Raw genomic sequence first — 20,876 nt, 5'->3', positions numbered from 1 at the left:
CCCCTTACTTGGCATCACCCTCGCGGAGATTCAGGATGATCAACAAAATTGCGGCCTCGGTGGCCGAGGCGCTGGCTGGCATCAAGGACGGCGCCACCGTCATGATCGGCGGCTTCGGCACCGCCGGCATTCCCATGGAACTGATCGATGGTCTGATCGCGCAGGGCGCGAAAGACCTCACGGTGGTCAACAACAACGCCGGCAATGGCGACACCGGCCTGGCCGCGCTGCTGGCCACTGGCCGCGTGCGCAAGATCATCTGCAGCTTCCCGCGCCAGGTCGACAGCTTTGTTTTCGACGGCCTCTATCGCAGCGGCAAGCTGGAACTCGAACTGGTGCCGCAGGGCAACCTGTCCGAACGCATCCGCGCTGCCGGCGCCGGCATCGGCGGCTTCTTCACGCCCACCGGTTACGGCACCGAGCTGGCCAAGGGCAAGGAGACCCGCATGATTGATGGCAAGGGGTACGTGCTGGAGCAGCCCATCCACGGCGACGTGGCGCTGATCAAGGCCGAGTGTGGCGACCGCTGGGGCAATCTGACCTACCGCAAAACGGCCCGCAACTTCGGCCCCTCCATGGCCATGGCCTGTCAGCAGACGATTGCCAGCGTGCATGACATCGTGGAACTGGGCGCTCTCGACCCCGAGGCCATCGTGACGCCGGCCATCTTCGTCAGCAAGATTGTCAAGATCGAGCGCCAGGCCACGCAAGCCGGCGGTTTCAAGAAGGCCGCTTGATATGGCATACCCCCAGGCTGTGCGCACTGCGTGTCGCTACGCCACCCCCCTTGCAGGGGGCAACGCCAGTGGCCCGGCGAAGCCGGTTCCACGACGTTTTCCGACTGGAACATGGCGCACGTCGTTTGTCGCGTACGGCGCACAGGAGTAACTCACATGGCATATCAAAAACGAACCAAAGACCAGCTCGCCGCCCGCGTGGCGCAGGACATTCCCGAAGGCGCGGTGGTGAACCTCGGCATCGGCCAGCCCACGCTGGTGGCCAACCACATTCCCAAAGAGCGCGAGGTGCTGCTGCACAGCGAGAACGGCCTGCTCGGCATGGGCCCGGCGCCAGCGCCGGGGCAGGAAGACTACGACCTCATCAACGCCGGCAAGCAGCCGGTGACGCTGCTGCCCGGTGGCTCCTACTTCCACCATACCGACAGCTTCGCCATGATGCGCGGCGGCCACCTGGACATCTGTGTGCTGGGCGCCTTCCAGGTTTCGGCCACCGGTGACCTGGCCAACTGGCACACCGGCGAGAAGGACGCCATTCCCGCAGTGGGCGGCGCCATGGACCTGGCCGTCGGCGCCCGGCAGACCTGGGTCATGATGGACCTGCTGACCAAGCAGGGCGAGAGCAAGGTGGTGCAGGCCTGCACCTACCCGCTGACCGGCATCGCCTGCGTCAAGCGCATCTACTCTGACCTCTGCACACTCGACTGCACGCCGCAGGGCCTCAAGCTGATCGACCTGGTCGACGGCCTGACCCACGCCGAGCTGGAAAAGATGATCGGCCTGCCGATCCAAGCCTGAACCCCGACATCACCCAACAAGGACACACACCATGAGCCAAGCCGTGACACAAGCCTTCATCTGCGACGCCATCCGCACCCCCTTCGGTCGCTACGGCGGCGCCTTGAGCAGCGTGCGCACCGACGACCTCGGCGCCATTCCCCTTAAGGCCCTGATGGCACGCAACCCGAAAGTGGACTGGGCCGCCCTGACCGATGTGCTCTACGGCTGCGCCAACCAGGCCGGTGAAGACAACCGCAACGTGGCCCACATGTCCAGTCTGCTCGCCGGCTTGCCGATCGACGTGCCCGGTGCCACCATCAACCGCCTGTGTGGTTCGGGGCTGGACGCCGTCGGCACCGCCGCACGCGCCATCAAGTCGGGCGAAGCCGGGCTGATGATTGCCGGCGGTGTGGAAAGCATGAGCCGCGCGCCTTTTGTGATGCCCAAGGCGGAGAGCGCCTTCAGCCGCAACAACGCGGTGTACGACACCACCATCGGCTGGCGCTTTGTCAACAAGCTGATGAAGGAAAAGTACGGTGTCGATTCCATGCCGGAGACGGCCGAGAACGTGGCCACCGACTTCAAGATCGAGCGCGAAGCGCAGGACCGCATGGCCTTGGCCAGCCAGCTCAACGCCGTGGCCGCCCAGAAGGCCGGCCACCTGGCGCGCGAGATCACGCCCGTTTCCATTGCCCAGAAGAAGGGGGACGCCATCGTTGTCGACACCGACGAGCATCCGCGCGAAACCAGCCTCGAGACGCTTGCCAAGCTCAAGGGCGTGGTGCGGCCCGACGGCACCGTGACGGCGGGCAATGCCTCCGGCGTGAACGATGGCGCTTGTGCGCTGCTGCTGGCCAACGAAACCAACGCCGCCAAATACGGCCTCACGCCGCGTGCCCGTGTGGTGGGCATGGCCACCGCCGGTGTGGCGCCGCGCATCATGGGCTTTGGACCCACGCCGGCCACGCTCAAGGTGCTGGCGCAGACCGGCCTTACGCTCGATCAGCTCGACGTGATCGAACTCAACGAAGCCTTTGCCGCGCAAGGCCTGGCCGTGCTGCGTGCCCTGGGCCTGAAGGACGACGACGACCGTGTGAATGCCTGGGGCGGTGCCATCGCGCTGGGCCACCCGCTGGGCGCCAGCGGTGCCCGCCTGGCCACCACGGCGGTGAACCGCCTGCATGCCACCGGTGGCCGTTATGCGCTGTGCACCATGTGCATCGGTGTGGGCCAGGGCATTGCCGTGATTCTGGAGCGCGTGTGAGCATGGGCACTGCATCGACTGAAGTCACCGTCGTCACCGGTGCCAGCAACGGCATCGGCCGCGCCATTGCCGAAGCCCTGCTGGCCCAAGGGCGCGCCGTGGTCAACCTCGACTACGTGCTGCCCAGCTGGCAACACCCCTTGCTCACCTCCTACCCGGCCGACCTGACCAACGAGGCCATCACGCGTGAGCGTGCCGCCGAGGTAGCAGCCAAGCACAACGTGACGGCGCTGGTGAACAACGCCGGCGCCACGCGCCCCGGCACCATCGACACGGCCAGCACCGCGCAGCTCGATGACGTGGTGGGCCTGCACCTGCGCACGCCCATGCTGCTGGTACAGGCCTTCCTGCCCACGCTGCGCGCCAGCGGGCAGGGCCGCATCGTCAACATGTCCTCGCGTGCGGCACTGGGCAAGCCGGAGCGGGTGGTCTATTCGGCCACTAAGGCCGGCCTGATCGGCATGACCCGCACGCTGGCCATGGAGCTGGGTGGCGACGGCATCACCGTCAACGCCATCGGCCCGGGGCCGATTGCCACCGAGTTGTTTCGCAACAGCAACCCGGAAGGCGCGCCGCAGACGCAACGCATCATCGACAGCATCGTCGTCAAGCGCATCGGCACGCCGCAGGACGTGGCGCGTGCTGCCTTGTTCTTCCTCTCGCCCGACAACGGTTTCGTCACCGGGCAGGTGCTCTACGTCTGTGGCGGCACCACGCTGGGGGTGGCCCCGGTCTGATTCACCAGCCCTTCGGGGCATTTCCCGCCCGGGTGCGGGCTGGCGGCTCACAAGGCAGCGTCCAGCCGGCACACGGGTATTCACTCCTCCATCCTGAAGGATGTCCTCATGTCTTACGCCAACCGCTTTTCATCTCCCTCGCGTCGCCGTTTTGGCCTCAGCACCCTGGCTGTTGCCGCGCTCGGTACCGGCCTGCTGGCTGTGGCCCCCGCGGGTGCACAGACGGCTTTTCCGAGCAAGACCATCACCATCATCGTCCCGTTCTCGGCCGGTGGTACCACCGACATCCTGGCGCGTATCGTCGGCCAGGCCCTGAGCACCGAACTCGGCCAGCCGGTGGTGATCGACAACCGTGCCGGGGCAGGCGGCAACATCGGCGGCCAGGCCGCGGCCAGGGCACCGGCTGACGGCCACACCCTGTTCATGGGCACGGTGGGCACGCACGCCATCAACGCCAGCCTGTACAAGAAGATGCCCTTCGACCCGATCAAGGATTTCGCACCGCTGACGCGTGTCGCCAACGTGCCGAACCTGCTGGTGGCCAACCCGGCCCAGCCCTACAAGAGCGTGGCGGAGCTGATCGCCTATGCCAAGGCCAATCCGGGCAAGGTCAACTTCGGTTCGTCGGGCAGCGGCAGCTCCATCCACCTGTCGGGTGAGCTGTTCAAGTCCATGGCCAAGGTGGACATGGTGCACGTGCCCTACAAGGGCAGCGCACCGGCGGTGACGGACCTGCTGGGCAACCAGATCGGCATCATGTTCGACAACATGCCGTCCGCTATCCAGCATGTGCGCTCCGGCAAGCTGCGTCCGCTGGCCGTGACCACGGCCAAGCGTTCGCCCGAGCTGCCCAACGTGCCGACCATCGCCGAAGCCGGCGTGCCCGGTTATGAAGCCACCTCGTGGTTCGGTCTGTTCGCACCGGCAGGCACACCGCCGGCCGTTGTCACCCGTCTGAACACGGCCATCGTCAAGGTGCTGGCCCAGCCGGACGTGAAGAAGAAGATCAGCGAGCAGGGCGCCGAGGTCTACAGCGAAAAGCCCGAGCAGTTTGCCGCCTTCATCCAGAAGGAGTCGGTGAAGTGGGGCAAGGTGGTGCGTGAGTCCGGCGCCAGCCTCGACTGACACACTTCCACTGGGTTAGGTCCGGCGCAGGCCAGGGCCTGGCTCAGTGCTCCACCTGCCACAAGGGCAGGCGCCAGTCGCGCCACAGCGCCAGGATGCGCAGGCCGGCGGTGATGGTCACCGTGCCCACCAGGGTGGCCCATTCCGGCGCTCCCAGCGCTTCCATCCCCAGATAGACCCAACCTCCGAGGAAGGCGCACAGCGCATAGGGGCGGTGGTCGCGGAAGGCAGTTGGAATTTCGTTGCACACGATGTCGCGCAGCACGCCGCCGAACACCGGTGTCACCACCCCCATCAGCACCGCCACCAGCGCCGGCATGCCGGCCGCCGAGGCCAGGTCGACACCCACGGCACAGAACAGGCCCAGGCCCAGCGCGTCCGGCAGCTGCATGATTCTTTCTGTCGGCTCGAAATGCCGCTGGCGCATGAACAGCATGGCCGCGGTGGTGAGCGCCAGCACGCCCCACAGGTATTCCACGTGGCGCACCCAGAAGAAGGGGCGCTGATCCAGCAGGAGGTCGCGCAGCGTACCGCCGCCGAAAGCCGCCACAAAAGCGACCGCGTAAACGCCCACGGCATCCAGCCGGCTGCGTGCGGCCACCATCACGCCCGAAAGCGTGAAGGCCAGGGTGGCGGCCAGTTCCAGCACGTGGCGCAGCCACGGTCCCCAAGTGTCAATGATTTCCATGCCCCGATTGTGCCTGTGACGACGCTGTCTTGGCCCTGGTGCCGGGTAAGGAGTTACTGAACGGCGCGATGACAAACACGGCCGGTCGCTTTGCAGAACCCGTGAAATGGAATAGCATTACCCGGCATGCTGGTTTTGCGGTCGTCGCTACAAGACCGCGTACCATCCGGCAAGCCCGCTTGCCATGCTCCGGCATGGGTGGCTTGACAGAAGTTGTCAGAAACTCCTCTTGAAGAAAGAAGTGTCTATGCAGTCCATTGCTGGCCTGGATCCCTTGAGTCTGTATCGCAACATGGTGGGGCAAGCGGAAGACGCCATGATTTTTGTCGACCGCGACGAAAAGGTGCTGATCTGGAATCACGGTGCCGAAAAGATATTCGGTTATTCCGCCGACGAAATGCTGGGGCACACGCTCGAGGCCATCGTGCCGGAGCGCTTCCAGCGCGCCCACTCGCAAGGGTTCCAGCGCGCCGTCACCAGCGGTGAGTCGAAGTATTCGGGGCGCGCCATGACGACCCGCTCAACACACAAGAACGGCAACAAGCTCTACGTGGAACTGAGCTTCACGCTGGTGAAGGACGACACCGGCACCGTGGTCGGCGTGCTGTCGGTGGCCCGCGACTGCACCGAGCGCCAGCTGGCCGCTGCGGCTGCCAATGCAGCCAAGACGGCCTGAATTGAAACACCGAATCGGCCGGTGCGGATGTGCCGGGCATGACATGGTCATCACGCAGGGAGTTGTCTTGCCGTGCTGTACCTGATCATTCGTCACCTCCACATCACGTGTGTCCTGCTCACCGTGACCCTGTTTGTGCTGCGGGGCGGGCTGGGCCTGATGGGGGTGGACTGGCGCGTGCGCTGGCTGGTGTTGCGCTGGCTGCCGCATGTGAACGACTCGCTGCTGCTGTCGGCTGGCCTGGCGCTCATGGTAATGAGCGGCCAGTACCCCGGTGCCGCACATCCTTGGCTGGCAGGCAAGCTGCTGCTGTTGCTGGCCTACATTGGCGCTGGCAAGCAGGCGCTGCGGCCGGGGCTGGCGCGTGGCGCGGCCCTGGGCTGGTTGGTGGTGGCGCTCGGGTGTGTCGGCGGCATCGTGGCCCTGGCCATGACGCGCTGGGGCGGCTGAGCGGGGCGCACAAAGGCTGGCAATGGCCCTCACCTAAAATGGATGTTTTCTGGAGCTGAATCTTGCGTCTGACTGTCTATACCGACTACGCCTTGCGCGTCATGATGTACCTCGCAGTCAAGCACAAGAGTGGCGAACTCTCCACCATCGACGACATCGTGGCAGCCTACAAGATTTCGCGCGCCCACGTTGCGAAGATCGTCTATGACCTCGGCGTCAACGGCATGATCGTCACGGTGCGCGGCCGCATGGGCGGCATCAAGCTGGCCTGCGCACCGGAAGACATTTCCATCGGCGCCATCGTGCGCAGCACCGAGAAGGACTTTGCGGTGGTGGAGTGTCACGATGCCAATGCCTTGGTTGATTGCGCCATCCTCCCGTTCTGCAACCTCAAGAGCGGTTTCAAGCGGGCGATTGATGCCTTCCTGTCCGAGCTCGACCAGATGACGCTGGCCGCCTCCATCAAATCCATGAGCAGCGCGGCGGGGGCGCTGGGCTTGGCAGGCGTTCAGCCGGTGAAGGTGGCATTGCCCAAATCCCGGGCCAAGCCGTCGGATGCCACACCTGCGCCGAAACGTCGCGCGGCGGCAGCGCCCAAACGCACAGCCAAGAAAACCGCGGCCAAGTAGCGCTAAGTAGCGCTGTCGTCAGCGCTCACCCCATCCCGCCGGCCTCCCACTGCTGATGTCTTGCCGGCCCGGATAGCGCCGTTCTGGTGCACCGGCCCCCGGGCTTTTTTTCAGTCACCGGAAAACTGATTTTCCTCAGTCCGCTTGTTCCGCCTGCCGCTTTGCTCAACACTGCGGAGCGCTAAAGAACAAGTTCACGACTGAGGAGACACACGCGATGAGCAAGAAAATCGGCTGGATCGGCCTGGGCCGCATGGGCGAAGCCATGGTGACGAAGCTGCTGAAAGCCGGCCACCCGGTGCACGTCTGGAACCGCACCGCCGCCAAGGCCGTGCACCTGGCCGAGTACGGCGCCAAGATCGAGGCCAACAAGATCGACCTCGCCAGTTGCGACGTCGTCTTCACCATGGTCTCCACCACCGACGACCTGAAGGAAGTGCTGTTTGGCCCCGGCGGCCTGGTCACCGGCGCGAAGAAACCGCAGGTGCTGGTCGACAGCTCCTCCATCTCGCAGGAAGGCTCGGCCGAGATCCGCGAAAAGCTCGAAGCCATGGGCGTGGCCTACCTGTGTTCGCCGGTGTCGGGCAACGCCAAGGTGGCCAAGGCCGGCAAGCTGCTGCAGGTGGCCTCCGGCCCCAAGGCGCTGTACGACCTGGTCGAGCCCTACCTGCAGGCCATGGCGCGCAAGGTCATGTGGGTGGGCGAGGGCGAGCTGGCCCGCATCTGGAAGATCGCGCACAACACCATGTTCGGCGTCATCATCCAGAACCTGTGCGAAATCACCGTGCTGGCCGAGAAGGCCGGCATCCCGCGCAACGTGTTCCTGGAGAGCATCAACGACTCGGTGCTGGGCTCCATGTACACGCGCTACAAGACGCCGGTACTGTGCAACCTGAACTGGGAGCAGGTCACCTTCACGCCCAAGCTGCTGCTGAAAGACATGGACCTCGGCATGGGCGCGGCCAAGGCGCACGGCGTGCCCATGCCGGCCGCCGCCGCCACGCGCGAATCGATTGCCCGCATGGTCGGCCACGGCCTGGACAACGTGGACTTCGCCATCCTGCTGGACGAAACGGCGAAGGATGCCGGCCTGCAGATCCAGCCGCTGAACCTGCAGATCCCCGACGGCCTCACGAGCTGAACCATGCGTGCTGTGCGCATCCTGATCCGTGGCGCCACCGTCATCACCATGGACGCGCAGGGCGACCTGCCGCGTGGTGACGTGCTGGTCACGGGCGACACCATCACCGAGATCGCGCCCGCCCTCCACGCGGACGATGCCGAGGTGGTGGACGCCACCGGCTGCATCGTCATCCCCGGCCTGGTCAACGCACACATGCACACCTGGCAGACCGCGCTGCGCGGCCTGGCCGCCAACTGGACGCTGCTGGAGTACTTCCAGAAGATGCACGCCGGCCTGGCCACCGTGTTCGAGCCGGACGACCTCTACATCGCCACCCTGGTCGGCGCACTCAACCAGCTCAACTGCGGCAGCACCACGCTGGTGGACTGGTGCCACAACAACCGCACGCCGCAGCACAACGACGCCGCCATTGAAGGCCTGCTCGAATCCGGCATCCGCGCCGCCTTCTTCCACGGCACGCCGAAGCCCGACCCGAAACCCGGCGAACGCCCGTTCTGGGAAGTGCCGCACCCGTGTGCCGAGGTTGAGCGCCTGCTCAAAGCCCACCAAGGCAACCCAACCTTAAGCGTGCACGCCGCCGTGCTCGGTCCGCACTATTCCACGCTCGACGTGGCGCTGCACGACTTCCGCATGGTGAAGGAACTCGGCATCCTCGGCTCGCTGCACCAGGGCGGTGGCCCTGCGCGCACGCCCGACGGCTGGCAGCAGCTCGAAGCCGCTGGCCTGCTGGGGCCGCAGATCAACATCGTGCACGGCCACGCCTTGAGTGACGCGCAGTTGCAGCGCTTCTGCGAACTCGGCATGAGCTTCTCTGCCGCGGCGGAAAACGAAATGACGCAAGGCCACGGCCATCCCATCACCGGCCGCCTGCGCGCCCTGGGCAAGGCGCCATCGCTGGGTGTCGATTTGGAAAGCGTGCTCAGCGGCGACATGCTCACGCAGGCCCGCGTCGCTTTAGGCATGCAGCGCAGCCTGGACAACGTCGCCTACCGCGAAGCGCACGGCAGCATTCCGCCCACCTCCACCATCACCACGCGCGAAGCGTTGGGTTGGGTGACGGTGGAAGGCGCACGCATGCTGGGCCAGCTGGAGCGCATCGGTACGCTGGCACCGGGCAAGCAGGCCGACCTGGTGCTGATCCGCGCCGACGACCTGAACATGCAGCCGGTGCACGACCCGGTGAGCACGGTGGTGATGCAGACCACGCTGGCCAACATCGACAGCGTGATGGTGGCCGGGCGCTGGAAAAAGCGCCACGGCAAGTTGCTGGGGGTAGAGCTGGCACCGAAACTGGCCGCCCTGCAGGCCTCGGGCCGCAAGATCACGACGGCGTTGGGACTCTCAAAAGAATAGCGGCTCGCGCAATCAGCGTAAGGGCTGCACGGTGTTTTTGTTCTAAAAATACGAGGAGACAGGCATGAAGCGTTTATCCATCGCAGCCGCTGCGCTGCTGCTGGCCGGCAGCGTGCTGGCCCAGGGCTACCCGGCCAAGCCCATCAAGTTCGTCGTGCCCTTCAGCGCGGGCAGCGCTACCGACATCGTGGCCCGCACCGTGGGCGAGGCCATGGGCAAGAGCATGGGCCAGACCATCCTGGTCGACAACAAGCTCGGCGCCGGCGGCACCATTGCCACCGCGCAGGTGGCCAAGAGCGAGCCCGACGGCTACACCGTGCTCATCCACTCCTCCGGCCATGCGCTCAACCCCTCGCTCTACCCCAACCTGGGCTACGACACGCTGAAAGACCTCACCGGCGTCACCACGCTGGCGGCCATTCCCAATGTGCTGGTGGTCAACCCGGCCAAGGGCTGGAAGACCCAGGCCGAGCTGATAACCGCCGCCAAGGCCGCACCGGGCAAGTTCAACTACGCTTCGGCCGGCATCGGCAGCGGCACCCACCTCAACGCCGAGATCTTCCGCCTGCAAGCCGGCATCGACGCGCTGCACGTGCCGTACAAGGGCACGCCCGACGCCATGACCAACGTCATCGGCGGCGCCAACGACTGGTTCTTCGCCCCGCTGGCCTCGGCCCTGCCGCTCATCCGTGACGGCCGGCTGCTGGCGCTGTCGGTCAGCACCAAGACCCGCGCCTCCACGCTGCCGCAGGTGCCCACCAGCATCGAGGCCGGCCTGCCCGATTCCGACTACACGCTGTGGGTCGGCATGATCGTGCCCAGCGGCACGCCGGCCGCGGTGGTGAAGAAGCTGCACGAGGAAGCACTCAAGGCCTTGGCCGCGCCCGAGCTCAAGGAGCGCATGGCCAAGCTCGGCGCCGACCCCTTCACCATGAGCCCGGACGCCTTCAACGCCTACATCAAGAGCGAGATGGACGTGGCCGCGCGCATCGTCAAGGCCGCCAACCTGAAGGCGCAATAAAGTGAAAGTCCATGTCATCGGCGTCGGCAAGATGGGCCTGCCCATGGCGCGCCACCTGGCTGCCGCCGGCCACAGCGTGACGGTGAGCGACCCCAGCCTGGAGCGCTGCCAGCTGGCGCGCGCCCAGGGGCTGGAGGTGAGTACCAGCCCGGCCGCCGCCATGGCCGCGGCCGAGGTGGTGCTGTCGTCCCTGCCCAACGACGCCGCCCTGCTGGCCGTGGCGGCGCAGGTGGCGGCCCATGCCCATGTCGGCGCCATCTATGTGGACACCAGCACCGTCTCGCTGCAGGCCTCGGCCGAGGCGGCGCAGGCGCTGGCGGCCAAGGGCGTGCTTTACCTGCGCTGCACCGTCTCCGGCAACAACAAGATGGCCGAGGCCGCGCAGCTCACCGTCATGGCCTCTGGCCCGCGCGCCGCCTACACCACCGTGCTGCCTTTGCTGCGCACCCTGGGCCCCAACCAGTTCTACTTGGGCGAGGCCGAGCAGGCGCGCCTGATGAAGCTGGTGGTCAACCTCATGATCGCGCAGACCAGCGCCATGCTGGCCGAGGCGCTGACGCTCGGGCGCAAGGGCGGCCTGGCCTGGCGCGACATGTGGCAGGTGCTTACCGCCAGCGCGGTGGCCTCGCCCATCGTCAAGGCCAAGGCGGTGCAGCTGGTGGAGCGTGACTTTAGACCCACCTTCACCGTGGAGCAGATGATCAAGGACCTCGACCTCATCCTCAACGCCGGCGAAACCCACGACGTGCCGCTGATGCAGACCGCCATGACGCACCAGCTCATGTGTGCCGCCGTGGTGCAGGGCGACGCGCTGGATGACTACGCCGCCATCATCAAGGTGGTGGAGCGTGGCGCCGGCATCCCTGACAAGCTGTAAGCTGCTGCGCTGATTTCTCCCGGAGCATTTCGTGAAAAACTTTGTCTACACCGCCCAGCCCGCCCGCGTCGTCTTCGGCGCCGGCTCGCTCTCGCAACTGGCGAAAGAAATCGATGCGCTGGGGGCGAAAAAAGCGCTGGTGCTCTCCACCCCCGAGCAGCGCGCCTCGGCCGAGATGGTGGCCGAGTTGCTGGGCCCGCGCGCGGCGGGCGTGTTCGACCGTGCCGTCATGCACGTGCCGATCGAGACCGCACGCGAAGCGCGCGAACTGGCCAAGAAACTGGGGGCCGACTGTGCCGTGGCCATCGGCGGCGGCTCCACCACCGGCCTGGGCAAGGCCATTGCGCTCGACTCCGGCCTGCCCATCCTTGCCATTCCCACCACCTACGCCGGCTCGGAGATGACGCCGATCTACGGCATCACCGAAGCCGGGCTGAAGAAAACCGGGCGCGACCTGCGTGTGCTGCCGCGCACCGTGATCTACGACCCCGAGCTCACCTTGAGTTTGCCGGTATCTTTAAGCGTCACCAGCGGCATCAATGCCATCGCCCACGCCGCCGAAGGCCTGTACGCGGTGGACAGCAACCCCATCATGGACTTGATGGCCGAAGAGGGCATTGGCGCCATCGGTCGTGCGCTGCCTGCTATCAAAAAAGAAGCAGCCAACATGGCCGCCCGGTCCGATGCGCTCTACGGCGCCTGGCTCTGCGGCACCGTGCTCGGCCACATCGGCATGGCGCTGCACCACAAGCTGTGCCATACCCTGGGCGGCAGCTTCAACCTGCCCCATGCAGAGACGCACACCATCGTGCTGCCGCACGCGCTGGCCTACAACGCCAAAGCAGCGCCGCAGGCCATGCAGCGCATCGCGCGCGCACTCGGCGGTGCCAGTGCGGCGCAAGCGGTGTACGACCTGGCGAAGAACAACGGTGCGCCGGTGGCGTTGAAAGACATAGGCATGCAAGAGGCTGACCTCGACAAGGCCTGCGACATCGCTTTGCAGAACCAGTACCCCAACCCCCGGCCTCTGGAGCGTACGGCGATCCGGCAGCTGTTTCAGGATGCGTTTGAGGGGATGCGGCCGCGGGGGTGAGGTAAGGAGAGGAGAGGTGGGCTGCTATCGACCCATTGCTGTCCTTCGGCAATAACCGAAGCTGTCATCCGTGAATGAGGTCTTCGGTCATAAGCTGTCATTGATCGTCAAATTTCTGAAAATCGTTTCTCCATCTCGCGGCGCATGGTTCTCCGAGTCTCTGCTGCAGCAAAGCGACGTTTCTCCTCTGGGGAGAAGGGCCGAAGCGGAGGAACCCCTTGCGGTTTTCGTTCATCATCCACCGCGACCATGGTGAAGAAGCAGCTATTGACGTGCCGTTTTTGTTGGGTGCGGATGTTTTCGGCAATCACTTTGATGCCTACTTCCATGGACGAAGTACCCGTGTGATTGACTGAGGCCAGGAAGGTAACCAATTCACCAACATGGATGGGCTGTCGGAACATGACTTGGTCAACACTTAAGGTTACAACGTATGCACCTGCATACCTGCTGGCACAGGCATAGGCCACTTGGTCCAGCAGTTTGAGGATGGTCCCACCATGCACATTCCCAGAAAAATTCGCGGTATCGGGGGTCATAAGCACCGTCATGGTTAATTGATGCGCAGGCAGTTCCATGGCTTGTCAAGGAAGTAAGTTGATCAATTCCGGCACGGCCGCAAACAGATCGGCTTCGAGGCCGAAGTCAGCCACGCTGAAGATCGGGGCCTCGGGGTCCTTGTTGATCGCGACGATCACTTTGGAGTCCTTCATGCCCGCCAGGTGCTGAATGGCGCCCGAGATGCCGCAAGCCACGTACAGATGAGGGGCGACGATTTTGCCGGTCTGTCCAACCTGCAGGTCGTTGGGGGCGTAGCCCGCGTCCACCGCAGCGCGGCTGGCACCAATGGCAGCGCCCAGCTTGTCGGCCAGGGGCGTCATCACTTCGTTGAACTTCTCGCTGCTGCCCAGGGCGCGGCCACCCGACACAATGATCTTGGCGGCGGTCAGCTCGGGGCGGTCGCTCTTGGCGATCTCGCTGCCCACATAGCTGCTCTTGCCGTTGTCGGCTGCTGCAGCGGCAGACTCCACAGCAGCAGAACCGCCGGTGGCGGCAGCCGCGTCAAAGCCGGTGGTGCGCACAGTGATCACCTTGGTGGTATCAGCGGACTGCACGGTGGCAATGGCGTTGCCCGCGTAGATCGGGCGCTCGAAGGTATCGGGCGAGTCCACCTTGGTGATGTCAGAGATCTGGCCCACGTCCAGCTTGGCGGCCACGCGCGGGGCCACGTTCTTGCCGCCGGCAGTGGCCGGGAACAGGATGTGGCTGTAGTTGGAGGCGATGGCGAGCACCTGTGCAGCGACGTTCTCGGCCAGGCCATGGGCCAGGGCTTCGCTGTCGACGTGGATGACTTTGGCGACACCAGCGATCTGGGCGGCGGCCTGTGCAGCAGCAGCGGCGTTGTGGCCAGCGACGAGCACATGCACGTCGCCACCGCAAGCGGCAGCAGCGGTCACGGTGTTGAGGGTGGCGCCCTTGATGGACGCGTTGTCGTGTTCGGCAATGACGAGTGCGGTCATGATCAGATCACCTTTGCAACGTTCTTGAGTTTGTCGACCAGCGTGGCGACATCAGGCACCTTGATGCCGGCACTGCGTTTGGCCGGCTCCATGACCTTGAGGGTCTTGATGCGCGGGGCGACATCGACGCCGAGGTCTTCGGGCTTGAAGGTGTCGAGCTGCTTTTTCTTGGCCTTCATGATGTTGGGCAGCGTCACATAACGCGGCTCGTTCAGGCGCAGGTCGGTGGTCACCACAGCAGGCAGGCTCACAGCCAGGGTTTCCAGGCCACCGTCGATTTCACGGGTTACATTGGCTTTGCCATCAGCAACTTCGACTTTGGAAGCGAAGGTGGCTTGCGGCAGGTCGGCCAGCGCGGCCAGCATCTGACCGGTCTGGTTGCAGTCGTCGTCGATGGCCTGCTTGCCCAGAATGATCAGGCCAGGTTGTTCTTTGTCGACCAAGGCCTTCAGCAGCTTGGCCACGGCCAGGGGCTGCAGCTCTTCAGCGGTTTCCACCAGGATGCCGCGGTCGGCACCGATGGCCATGGCGGTGCGCAGGGTTTCCTGGCACTGCGTCACGCCGCAGGAGACGGCGATCACTTCGGTGGCCACTCCCTTTTCTTTCAGGCGCACAGCTTCTTCGACAGCGATCTCGTCAAACGGGTTCATGCTCATCTTGACGTTGGCGATGTCCACACCACTGTTGTCGCTCTTGACGCGCACCTTGACGTTGTAGTCCACCACCCGTTTGACGGGAACCAGAATCTTCATAGCAACCTCTTGAAAATTTATCTAAAACAGTTCTGACAGATTGGCCGAGAACCTCTATCCAAAGCGCCCGACCAAGATTGCACGATCCTGGGGTTTCGTCTTTAAATGCCTGGACTCGATGTCGGATCAGCCATAGGGGATACCTCACTCAATTGCCCTGAGGTCCACTCAATCCAGGCTATTGATTACGATGCGGCAAGTAATGCGTCGAACCGCTGGGGCCGTCAAACTTCATTGCCTTTTTCGAGGGCAGCTCAGCGATCGCGCGCAGCAGAACACTCATCTCGAACCTAAGCATTTACGGCTTTGGCACGAATACCGAATGTCGTCACGCAATAACCTTACCGGGGTTCATTCGTCCTTCGGGATCAAACGCCGATTTGATCTGGCGCAGCAGCGCCATTTCGAGCGGGCTTTTGTATCGTTGGTTCTCATCTCGGCGCAATTGCCCCAGGCCATGTTCGGCGCTAATCGAGCCGCGATGGTGTACGACCAGATCATGAACAATTTCATTGATTTCATTTTGACGAGCAGCGAACGGCATGGGATCGGCGCCTGCTGGGGAAAGCACATTGAAATGCAAGTTCCCATCTCCCAAATGGCCGAACCAGGCACAGCGTGCACCTGGTGCCGCCTGGCTCAAGGCCTCCTGAGCCTGCGCGACAAATTGAGCAACGGCTGACGCGGGCACGGAAATATCGTGTTTGATGTGCGCCCCTTCCAGACCCTGTGCCTCGGAAATTGACTCACGAAGCGACCACAACGTCTGAGAATGCGCAACCGATTCGGCAACAACACCATCCAAGACGTCCCCTGCTTCCATTGACCGCATGAGTAATCGTTCAAGCTGATCGCGCGCATGTGCTTCGTTGTCATGATCAGTAAGTTCCATCAGCACAGCTACTTCGCATGGATCGCTGAAGGGCCAGCGAAGGTTCGGGTAGTGTTTTTGGAGCAATGGCACACAAGGCGCTGAAATCACCTCAAATGCTGTCAGACCCGGTCCGAGGGCTTCTCGGGCTTGGGCCAACAAATTGACGGCTTCAACCAGTGATGGCAGAGCCATCATGGCGGTCAGGTTGGCGACGGGGTGCGGGAATAGCTTGAGAGCGGCAGCAGTGATGATGCCCAAAGTTCCTTCAGAGCCGATGTAGAGTTGTTTAAGGTCGTAGCCTGTGTTGTCTTTGCGCAAGGCTCTCAGGCCGTCCCAGATTTCACCGTTAGGGGTGACCACCTCTAGGCCGAGCGTGAGGTCACGCATGCTGCCGTACCTCAACACAGCCGTGCCCCCGGCATTGGTGGCCAGGTTGCCTCCAACAGTGCAGCTGCCCTGTGCGGCCAGCGAGAGGGGGAACAGTCGGTTGTTTTCCCGGGCCACATCCTGCAGCGTTTGCAGCACGACACCGGACTCCACAGTCACAGTGTCATTGGCTGTATCGATCTGCCGTATGCGATTGAGGCGTCGCGTACTCAGGACCAGTTGACGGGCATTGCCCGAGGGCGTCGCACCGCCTGAGAGTCCGGTGTTTCCGCCCTGGGGAACAATGGCCAACCCGTGTTTCTGTGCCAAGCGCATGACCGCCCCCACCTCCAGGGTGTTGGCAGGACACACCACGGCCAATGCAGTGCCATGGTATTTTTTGCGCCAGTCCTCGTAGTAGGGTGCGGTGGCCTGGCCCTCGGTCAGGACATGTTTCTCGCCCACTGTGCCGCGCAGTTGACTCAGCACGGATTGATCGTCAGACATATTTTCTGGACTCATCATCAGGGCACCAAAGCCAGTGCAAACGTTGGCACGTAGGTCACAGCGATCAGCACCAGCAGCATGACGAACACGAAAGGCAATATCGCACGCGAGAGCGGCCACAACTTCGTGCCGCCGATGGCCATGCCAACGAACAGGCAGTAGCCGATAGGAGGTGCCGCCATGCCGATGGCCACGTTCGTCACGATCATCGCTCCGAAATGGATCGGATCTACGCCGAACTGCTTGGCAATGCTGATTAGCATGGGGCCAAGAATCACCATGATGGCGATTTCGTCCATCACCGCTGCCAGTAGGAAGAAGCCCAGGTTGAGCGCGAGCAGCATCATCCATCGGTCGTGAATGTTCTCTCCGAGCCAGGTGGCCAGTCGGGTTGCCAATTGTTCTTGAGCGACCAAGAATCCAAAACCTTGCGATACGGCCACGATGGCCATGACGATGGCACTGACGGTCATGCCGGACATCATGATCTTGGGCAGATCTTTCCAACGCAGCCTACGTTCAATGACGAAGCCGACAAGCAGTGCATAGAGGCAAGCGACGACAGCTGCTTCAGTGGGGGTAAATGCGCCACCATAAATGCCGCCCAAGACAACGATTGGCGCCATCAAGGCCCAGATGCCTTCCTTGAGAACGGACATGATTTCGGCCAGTGAGGCTCGAGGTTGGCGAGGCCTCTTATCTTGAATGTCTTTGAAGATGACGATCAAGGTGATGCCAAAAGCCATCAGAAAACCAGGCAGCACGCCGGACAGGAAAAGCTTTGAAATCGACTGCTCCGCAATGACACCCCAAATCACAAACGCGATTGAAGGCGGAATCAGTGGGGCAAGCACGCCAACGGCAACCACCAAGGCGGTTGCATAGTTGCGGCTGTAGCCCCGTTCGACCATTGACGGAATCATTACAGAGCCGATGGCTGCTGTTGTGGCAGGTGCTGAGCCGCTGACCGCTGCGAATATGAGAGCCGCAACCACAACCACAAGTCCAAGCCCACCCGGAAGGTGGCGCACAAAAACGTCTGCCACTTTAACCAGGCGCTGCGACAAGCCACCCGAACTCATCAGCTCTCCAGCGAGCATGAAAAACGGGATGGCAAGCAAGCTGAAGCTTTGCGTGCCGGCAACCATTGTCTGGGGCAGCAGCATCGGCTCAATGCCGCTGAGCACGAGAATGGCCAAGACGCTGATCGCGATGGCAAAGGCAAACGGCATCCCGAGCACGACCAGACCAGCAAAACCAGCCGTCAAAATCCAAGAAGTTAATGTCATTTTTATTTATCCTTTTGAGACATTGACCCCGACCAATTCGTCTTGTGATTTGTCCGGACTACCAAGAATCAAGTGCTCCAAAGCAAAGAGCGCAATGACCAGGCCACAGACTGGCGCGCAGGCATACAAATAAACGATCGGATAACCAATCGCGGCAGAGGTGGAGCCCACGGCATCTGCGACGTAATCTTTGCCTGCAACGGCAAGGAATGCACCAAATCCTGCGATGCAAAGCGTGACCACTTTCTCAATCACCAAACTCAAAGCTTTGGGCAGGTGGTCCACCAAGATGTCCATGCGTACGTGGGTTTTCTGGCGGACCCCCAATCCGATAGCGAGCAGCATGCTCCAGCTAAAGCACGCCAGGGCCAACTCCTCGCTCCAACTCAAAGGCTTATCCAGAACAAAACGCATAAACACTTGTAAAGATAGAGCCAGAAGCATGACAGTTGCGAATGCCATCACGGCAGTTCGCACTCCCATGTCCAGCCAGTCGAAGCCTTTGCGAAAGAGCGATTTCATGGTCTACCTCGAATTATTTTGATGCGCTCAACGCGAGTTCCAGCAATGAGCCATTGCCGCCCTGTCGGTACTTTTCATACAGCGAGGAAACACCCTTGCGGAATGCTGCGACATCACCAATGGCATTGACCTTCATTCCGCTCTTTTCCAGCTTGGTCAAAATGCCCTTGGCATCGGCCTTGGCCGTTGTTCGCTGTTCGATGGTGGCGGCCTTGGCTGCTGCGATAACGGCCGAACGCTGCTCTGGTGTGAGTTTGTCCAGCGCGCGCTTGCTCATCATCAGACCGATCATCGAATAGGTGTGATTTGTCAGAGAAAGGAATTTGGTCACCTCGTAGTATTTGTTCGCTTCGATGACTGCCAAGGGGATTTCAAGCCCGTCGATCGTGCCTTGCTGCACAGCTGTAAACGTCTCGCCCCAGGCCATGGGAACGGCAGACCCCCCCAGTGAATTGAACATGTCGATGTAGATAGGGTTTTGCATGACCCGGTACTTCACGCCCTGGACGTCTGCGGGAGTAGAGACGGGGCGCTTGTTGTTGATCATGTTGCGAAAGCCACCCTCCATATAGCCCAGCGCGACAATGCCTTTGCCCTCAATGCGCTTGCTCAGCTCTGCACCAAGCGCTCCATCAAGCGCCTTATGTGCTTGTTCTTCGTTTGCAAAGAGGAACGGAAGATCATTGATGCTGAAAGAAGGTTCGATCTGACCGATCACGGCGTTGGTGATTACGCCAGCATCCACTGTGCCAAAGCGCATGCCTTCAAGCATCTGGCGTTCATCGCCGAGTTGACGGTTGGGAAAAAGCTGTACTTCGACGGTGCCCTTGGTGTTCTTTTCCACCGCTGCCTTGAAGGCGCGTGCGCCAATAGCGTAGGGGTCCTGCGCGCCATCGGAAGTGGTCCAACCGACCTTGATGATTGGCTTGTTTTGTGCATGCGCTGTGGGCGCGATGGCCAGCAGTGCCGCTGCGGACAGGCTGGCGATTAGTTTCAGAGGGGTGCGACGTTTCATGTTGTCTCCTTTTTGGTGGTGGGTTGATCAATGAGATAAATCACGACTGAACTTCTCAGTCGTTCCAGTAAAGCCGTGTAGGGTTATCGACCAGAATCTTTTGAATCTCCTGTGGCCCGCAAGCATCAAGCAGTGCATCGATCAGGTGCCCGTCGTCGGGCATAGGGGCCGCGATTGATGGGTGCGGCCAGTCGCTACCCCAGACGAGTCGGTCGGGGTTGGCTTTGAGCAATGCCTGCATCAGCGGTGCGACGTCTGTGAATTTGCTGCGTTGTGGAGAAATTCGGTAGCCTCCGGAAAGCTTCACCCAAGTGTTGCCCTCCTTGATCAGGGCTTGGAGGTTGTTGAAGCCCTTGCTGTTGATCGCTCGCTCGGCGGGAACATGACCGTAGTGGTCGACCACGAGTGGTACGCCGAACCTAGACATCTTGATGACCATTTCGGGGTCTTTATCGACATCAATGAGCACTTGTAGATGCCAGCCCAGGGGTTTGATACGTGCCACAATCTCCGGTAAGTCCTGCATGGCAGCACCCCCATCAAACAGTGCGTTGCAACGCGTTCCACGAGCGCCTAGCTGATGCCAATACTGGATTTGCCGATCGGATATATCGGTGTAGACCACCGCAACGCCTCGCAGCCAGCTGGTGTTCTCTGCCAGCGCATGCTCAAAACTTGAGTGGTCGCGTCCGTAGACGCTTGGATGCACAAGGACGGCACGCTCAATGCCCAGCGTACGCGTCATTGCCCTGTACGCTCCCATGGGCGCAGGCGTTGGCGTGTAGCTGCGAGCAGCGGCGAACGGATACTGGTTTGCGTCTTCAAAGACATGAAAGTGGCAGTCGCACGCGCCAGCTGGCAAGCGTTTGGACGGCACCGAAACTTCCGCCTTGTAGGGCAGATATGTGTGGGTGGCGCTCATTTGTTTTCCTGACGGTCTGAGGCGACCTTGCTCTGTACATCGGCTTGAGGATGCGGACCAACGCGCAAACCCAGTCGATTGGCCGCGCCATCGAGGTGAGCTTTGACAGCCAGTCTCGCGGCCAAAGGATCAGCTGCCTCAATGGCAGCGTAAATCGATTGATGTTCAAGCTGTGTTTTCTGGGGCTGTCCAGGCGTCTTTTCACTGTTAACACGGGCCAACTGAACGCTTTCTTCCAGGGAGCCATGCAGGAACCTGAGCAACTTCAGCATCGCCTCATTGTGTGTGGCCCGAGCTATCGCGAGATGAAACCGGACATCTGCTGGCGTGCCATTGGTGTGGTTTTTGACCGCCTCGGCCATCTCGTCCAAGGCCAAGCGCATCTCGATCAGGTTTTCATTTGTACGGCGCAGAGCTGCCAGCTCAGCGCACGATTGCTCGACATGAAGACGTACTTCATAGGTATCAGCAAGCAACGCTTGGTCAGCAGTCATGCCTGCGCCGAGCCGAAGGCTAGGTGTTGACTGCCGAGTAC

At 62.3% G+C, this 20,876-nt stretch carries 23 protein-coding genes and 1 pseudogene; 14 read left to right on the top strand and 10 right to left on the bottom strand.

The window, feature by feature from the left end; genetic code table 11:
- The first annotated feature begins 35 nt into the window (after positions 1-35).
- The 5 genes from CDE01S_RS15235 (at position 36) to CDE01S_RS15215 (ending at position 4,643) form a co-directional block, all read left to right on the top strand.
- Positions 36-737 (top strand): 3-oxoacid CoA-transferase subunit A, encoded by a 702-nt coding sequence (locus CDE01S_RS15235; RefSeq protein ID WP_066709450.1) that lies wholly within the window; start codon positions 36-38, stop codon positions 735-737.
- A gap of 156 nt (positions 738-893) precedes the next feature.
- Positions 894-1,535: a 3-oxoacid CoA-transferase subunit B gene (locus tag CDE01S_RS15230; RefSeq protein ID WP_084382920.1), complete on the top strand. Its 642-nt coding sequence runs from the start codon at positions 894-896 to the stop codon at positions 1,533-1,535.
- Between the two features lie 43 nt (positions 1,536-1,578).
- Positions 1,579-2,781 (top strand): 3-oxoadipyl-CoA thiolase, encoded by a 1,203-nt coding sequence (gene pcaF, locus CDE01S_RS15225; RefSeq protein WP_066709476.1) that lies wholly within the window; start codon positions 1,579-1,581, stop codon positions 2,779-2,781.
- A gap of 2 nt (positions 2,782-2,783) precedes the next feature.
- Positions 2,784-3,518, top strand: coding sequence for an SDR family NAD(P)-dependent oxidoreductase (locus tag CDE01S_RS15220; protein ID WP_066709444.1), 735 nt, complete (start codon positions 2,784-2,786; stop codon positions 3,516-3,518).
- A gap of 108 nt (positions 3,519-3,626) precedes the next feature.
- Entirely contained in the window at positions 3,627-4,643 is a 1,017-nt protein-coding gene (locus tag CDE01S_RS15215; RefSeq protein ID WP_066709441.1) for a Bug family tripartite tricarboxylate transporter substrate binding protein, read from the top strand.
- Positions 4,644-4,686: 43 nt separating this feature from the next.
- Here CDE01S_RS15215 and CDE01S_RS15210 read toward each other — a convergent pair whose 3' ends face one another.
- Positions 4,687-5,331 (bottom strand): trimeric intracellular cation channel family protein, encoded by a 645-nt coding sequence (locus tag CDE01S_RS15210; protein ID WP_066709438.1) that lies wholly within the window; start codon positions 5,329-5,331, stop codon positions 4,687-4,689.
- Positions 5,332-5,578: 247 nt separating this feature from the next.
- Here CDE01S_RS15210 and CDE01S_RS15205 point away from each other — a divergent pair, with 247 nt between their 5' ends.
- The 9 genes and pseudogenes from CDE01S_RS15205 to CDE01S_RS15170 all read left to right on the top strand — a co-directional run bounded on the left by CDE01S_RS15205 (position 5,579) and on the right by CDE01S_RS15170 (position 12,574).
- On the top strand, positions 5,579-6,007 hold the full coding sequence (locus CDE01S_RS15205; protein WP_066709435.1) for a PAS domain-containing protein: 429 nt from the start codon (positions 5,579-5,581) through the stop codon (positions 6,005-6,007).
- Between the two features lie 72 nt (positions 6,008-6,079).
- On the top strand, positions 6,080-6,457 hold the full coding sequence (locus CDE01S_RS15200; protein WP_066709433.1) for a SirB2 family protein: 378 nt from the start codon (positions 6,080-6,082) through the stop codon (positions 6,455-6,457).
- A 62-nt stretch (positions 6,458-6,519) separates the two neighbouring features.
- Positions 6,520-7,086: an RrF2 family transcriptional regulator gene (locus CDE01S_RS15195; protein ID WP_066709431.1), complete on the top strand. Its 567-nt coding sequence runs from the start codon at positions 6,520-6,522 to the stop codon at positions 7,084-7,086.
- A gap of 202 nt (positions 7,087-7,288) precedes the next feature.
- A pseudogene (locus CDE01S_RS19210) lies at positions 7,289-7,777 on the top strand (NAD(P)-dependent oxidoreductase); the annotation flags it as partial.
- Positions 7,763-8,227 carry an NAD-binding protein gene (locus CDE01S_RS19205; RefSeq protein WP_369406369.1) on the top strand — a complete coding sequence of 155 codons (465 nt, stop codon included), beginning with the start codon at positions 7,763-7,765 and terminating at the stop codon, positions 8,225-8,227. The pseudogene CDE01S_RS19210 and the gene CDE01S_RS19205, both read left to right, overlap by 15 nt.
- 3 nt (positions 8,228-8,230) lie before the next feature.
- Complete coding sequence (locus CDE01S_RS15185) at positions 8,231-9,583, top strand: amidohydrolase family protein (RefSeq protein WP_066709426.1); 1,353 nt, start codon at positions 8,231-8,233, stop codon at positions 9,581-9,583.
- A gap of 64 nt (positions 9,584-9,647) precedes the next feature.
- Positions 9,648-10,604, top strand: coding sequence for a tripartite tricarboxylate transporter substrate binding protein (locus tag CDE01S_RS15180; protein ID WP_066709423.1), 957 nt, complete (start codon positions 9,648-9,650; stop codon positions 10,602-10,604).
- A gap of 1 nt (position 10,605) precedes the next feature.
- Positions 10,606-11,481, top strand: coding sequence for an NAD(P)-dependent oxidoreductase (locus tag CDE01S_RS15175; RefSeq protein WP_066709420.1), 876 nt, complete (start codon positions 10,606-10,608; stop codon positions 11,479-11,481).
- A gap of 31 nt (positions 11,482-11,512) precedes the next feature.
- Positions 11,513-12,574: a maleylacetate reductase gene (locus CDE01S_RS15170; RefSeq protein ID WP_066709417.1), complete on the top strand. Its 1,062-nt coding sequence runs from the start codon at positions 11,513-11,515 to the stop codon at positions 12,572-12,574.
- 107 nt (positions 12,575-12,681) lie between these two features.
- On the opposite strand, the gene CDE01S_RS15165 is transcribed toward CDE01S_RS15170, so the two are convergent.
- The 9 genes from CDE01S_RS15165 to CDE01S_RS18265 form a co-directional block, all read right to left on the bottom strand.
- The gene (locus CDE01S_RS15165) at positions 12,682-13,152 is read right to left on the bottom strand and encodes an acyl-CoA thioesterase (RefSeq protein WP_066709414.1); all 471 of its coding nucleotides are present in this window, start codon (positions 13,150-13,152) and stop codon (positions 12,682-12,684) included.
- A 6-nt stretch (positions 13,153-13,158) separates the two neighbouring features.
- The gene (locus CDE01S_RS15160) at positions 13,159-14,094 is read right to left on the bottom strand and encodes an electron transfer flavoprotein subunit alpha/FixB family protein (RefSeq protein ID WP_066709411.1); all 936 of its coding nucleotides are present in this window, start codon (positions 14,092-14,094) and stop codon (positions 13,159-13,161) included.
- Between the two features lie 2 nt (positions 14,095-14,096).
- Positions 14,097-14,846: an electron transfer flavoprotein subunit beta/FixA family protein gene (locus CDE01S_RS15155; protein WP_066709409.1), complete on the bottom strand. Its 750-nt coding sequence runs from the start codon at positions 14,844-14,846 to the stop codon at positions 14,097-14,099.
- Positions 14,847-15,174: 328 nt separating this feature from the next.
- Complete coding sequence (locus CDE01S_RS15150) at positions 15,175-16,593, bottom strand: FAD-binding oxidoreductase (RefSeq protein ID WP_066709407.1); 1,419 nt, start codon at positions 16,591-16,593, stop codon at positions 15,175-15,177.
- A 17-nt stretch (positions 16,594-16,610) separates the two neighbouring features.
- Positions 16,611-17,882: a TRAP transporter large permease gene (locus tag CDE01S_RS15145; RefSeq protein ID WP_066709405.1), complete on the bottom strand. Its 1,272-nt coding sequence runs from the start codon at positions 17,880-17,882 to the stop codon at positions 16,611-16,613.
- Between the two features lie 6 nt (positions 17,883-17,888).
- On the bottom strand, positions 17,889-18,404 hold the full coding sequence (locus CDE01S_RS15140; RefSeq protein WP_066709403.1) for a TRAP transporter small permease: 516 nt from the start codon (positions 18,402-18,404) through the stop codon (positions 17,889-17,891).
- A gap of 13 nt (positions 18,405-18,417) precedes the next feature.
- Positions 18,418-19,419 (bottom strand): TRAP transporter substrate-binding protein, encoded by a 1,002-nt coding sequence (locus tag CDE01S_RS15135; RefSeq protein ID WP_066709400.1) that lies wholly within the window; start codon positions 19,417-19,419, stop codon positions 18,418-18,420.
- 55 nt (positions 19,420-19,474) lie between these two features.
- Complete coding sequence (locus CDE01S_RS15130) at positions 19,475-20,341, bottom strand: amidohydrolase family protein (protein WP_066709397.1); 867 nt, start codon at positions 20,339-20,341, stop codon at positions 19,475-19,477.
- Positions 20,338-20,876: FadR/GntR family transcriptional regulator (locus CDE01S_RS18265; RefSeq protein ID WP_084382919.1), on the bottom strand; the 539-nt coding region annotated here is incomplete at its 5' end. The genes CDE01S_RS15130 and CDE01S_RS18265, both read right to left, overlap by 4 nt.

This window comes from Curvibacter delicatus NBRC 14919, assembly GCF_001592265.1.
In the GTDB taxonomy this organism is placed as follows: domain Bacteria; phylum Pseudomonadota; class Gammaproteobacteria; order Burkholderiales; family Burkholderiaceae_C; genus Hylemonella; species Hylemonella delicata.
This window is presented reverse-complemented; position numbering and strand designations above follow the sequence as displayed.

Bases quoted from the DNA above. Each gene is read 5' to 3' on its own strand.
- CDE01S_RS15155 (WP_066709409.1), bottom strand. From the start codon at position 14,846: ATGAAGATTCTGGTTCCCGTCAAACGGGTGGTGGACTACAACGTCAAG.
- CDE01S_RS19205 (WP_369406369.1), top strand. From the start codon at position 7,763: ATGGCGCGCAAGGTCATGTGGGTGGGCGAGGGCGAGCTGGCCCGCATC.
- CDE01S_RS15180 (WP_066709423.1), top strand. From the start codon at position 9,648: ATGAAGCGTTTATCCATCGCAGCCGCTGCGCTGCTGCTGGCCGGCAGC.
- CDE01S_RS15220 (WP_066709444.1), top strand. From the start codon at position 2,784: ATGGGCACTGCATCGACTGAAGTCACCGTCGTCACCGGTGCCAGCAAC.
- CDE01S_RS15185 (WP_066709426.1), top strand. From the start codon at position 8,231: ATGCGTGCTGTGCGCATCCTGATCCGTGGCGCCACCGTCATCACCATG.
- CDE01S_RS15140 (WP_066709403.1), bottom strand. From the start codon at position 18,404: ATGAAATCGCTCTTTCGCAAAGGCTTCGACTGGCTGGACATGGGAGTG.
- CDE01S_RS15160 (WP_066709411.1), bottom strand. From the start codon at position 14,094: ATGACCGCACTCGTCATTGCCGAACACGACAACGCGTCCATCAAGGGC.
- CDE01S_RS15210 (WP_066709438.1), bottom strand. From the start codon at position 5,331: ATGGAAATCATTGACACTTGGGGACCGTGGCTGCGCCACGTGCTGGAA.
- CDE01S_RS15230 (WP_084382920.1), top strand. From the start codon at position 894: ATGGCATATCAAAAACGAACCAAAGACCAGCTCGCCGCCCGCGTGGCG.
- CDE01S_RS15215 (WP_066709441.1), top strand. From the start codon at position 3,627: ATGTCTTACGCCAACCGCTTTTCATCTCCCTCGCGTCGCCGTTTTGGC.
- CDE01S_RS15145 (WP_066709405.1), bottom strand. From the start codon at position 17,882: ATGACATTAACTTCTTGGATTTTGACGGCTGGTTTTGCTGGTCTGGTC.
- CDE01S_RS15205 (WP_066709435.1), top strand. From the start codon at position 5,579: ATGCAGTCCATTGCTGGCCTGGATCCCTTGAGTCTGTATCGCAACATG.
- CDE01S_RS15130 (WP_066709397.1), bottom strand. From the start codon at position 20,341: ATGAGCGCCACCCACACATATCTGCCCTACAAGGCGGAAGTTTCGGTG.
- CDE01S_RS15150 (WP_066709407.1), bottom strand. From the start codon at position 16,593: ATGTCTGACGATCAATCCGTGCTGAGTCAACTGCGCGGCACAGTGGGC.
- CDE01S_RS15165 (WP_066709414.1), bottom strand. From the start codon at position 13,152: ATGGAACTGCCTGCGCATCAATTAACCATGACGGTGCTTATGACCCCC.
- CDE01S_RS15135 (WP_066709400.1), bottom strand. From the start codon at position 19,419: ATGAAACGTCGCACCCCTCTGAAACTAATCGCCAGCCTGTCCGCAGCG.
- CDE01S_RS15235 (WP_066709450.1), top strand. From the start codon at position 36: ATGATCAACAAAATTGCGGCCTCGGTGGCCGAGGCGCTGGCTGGCATC.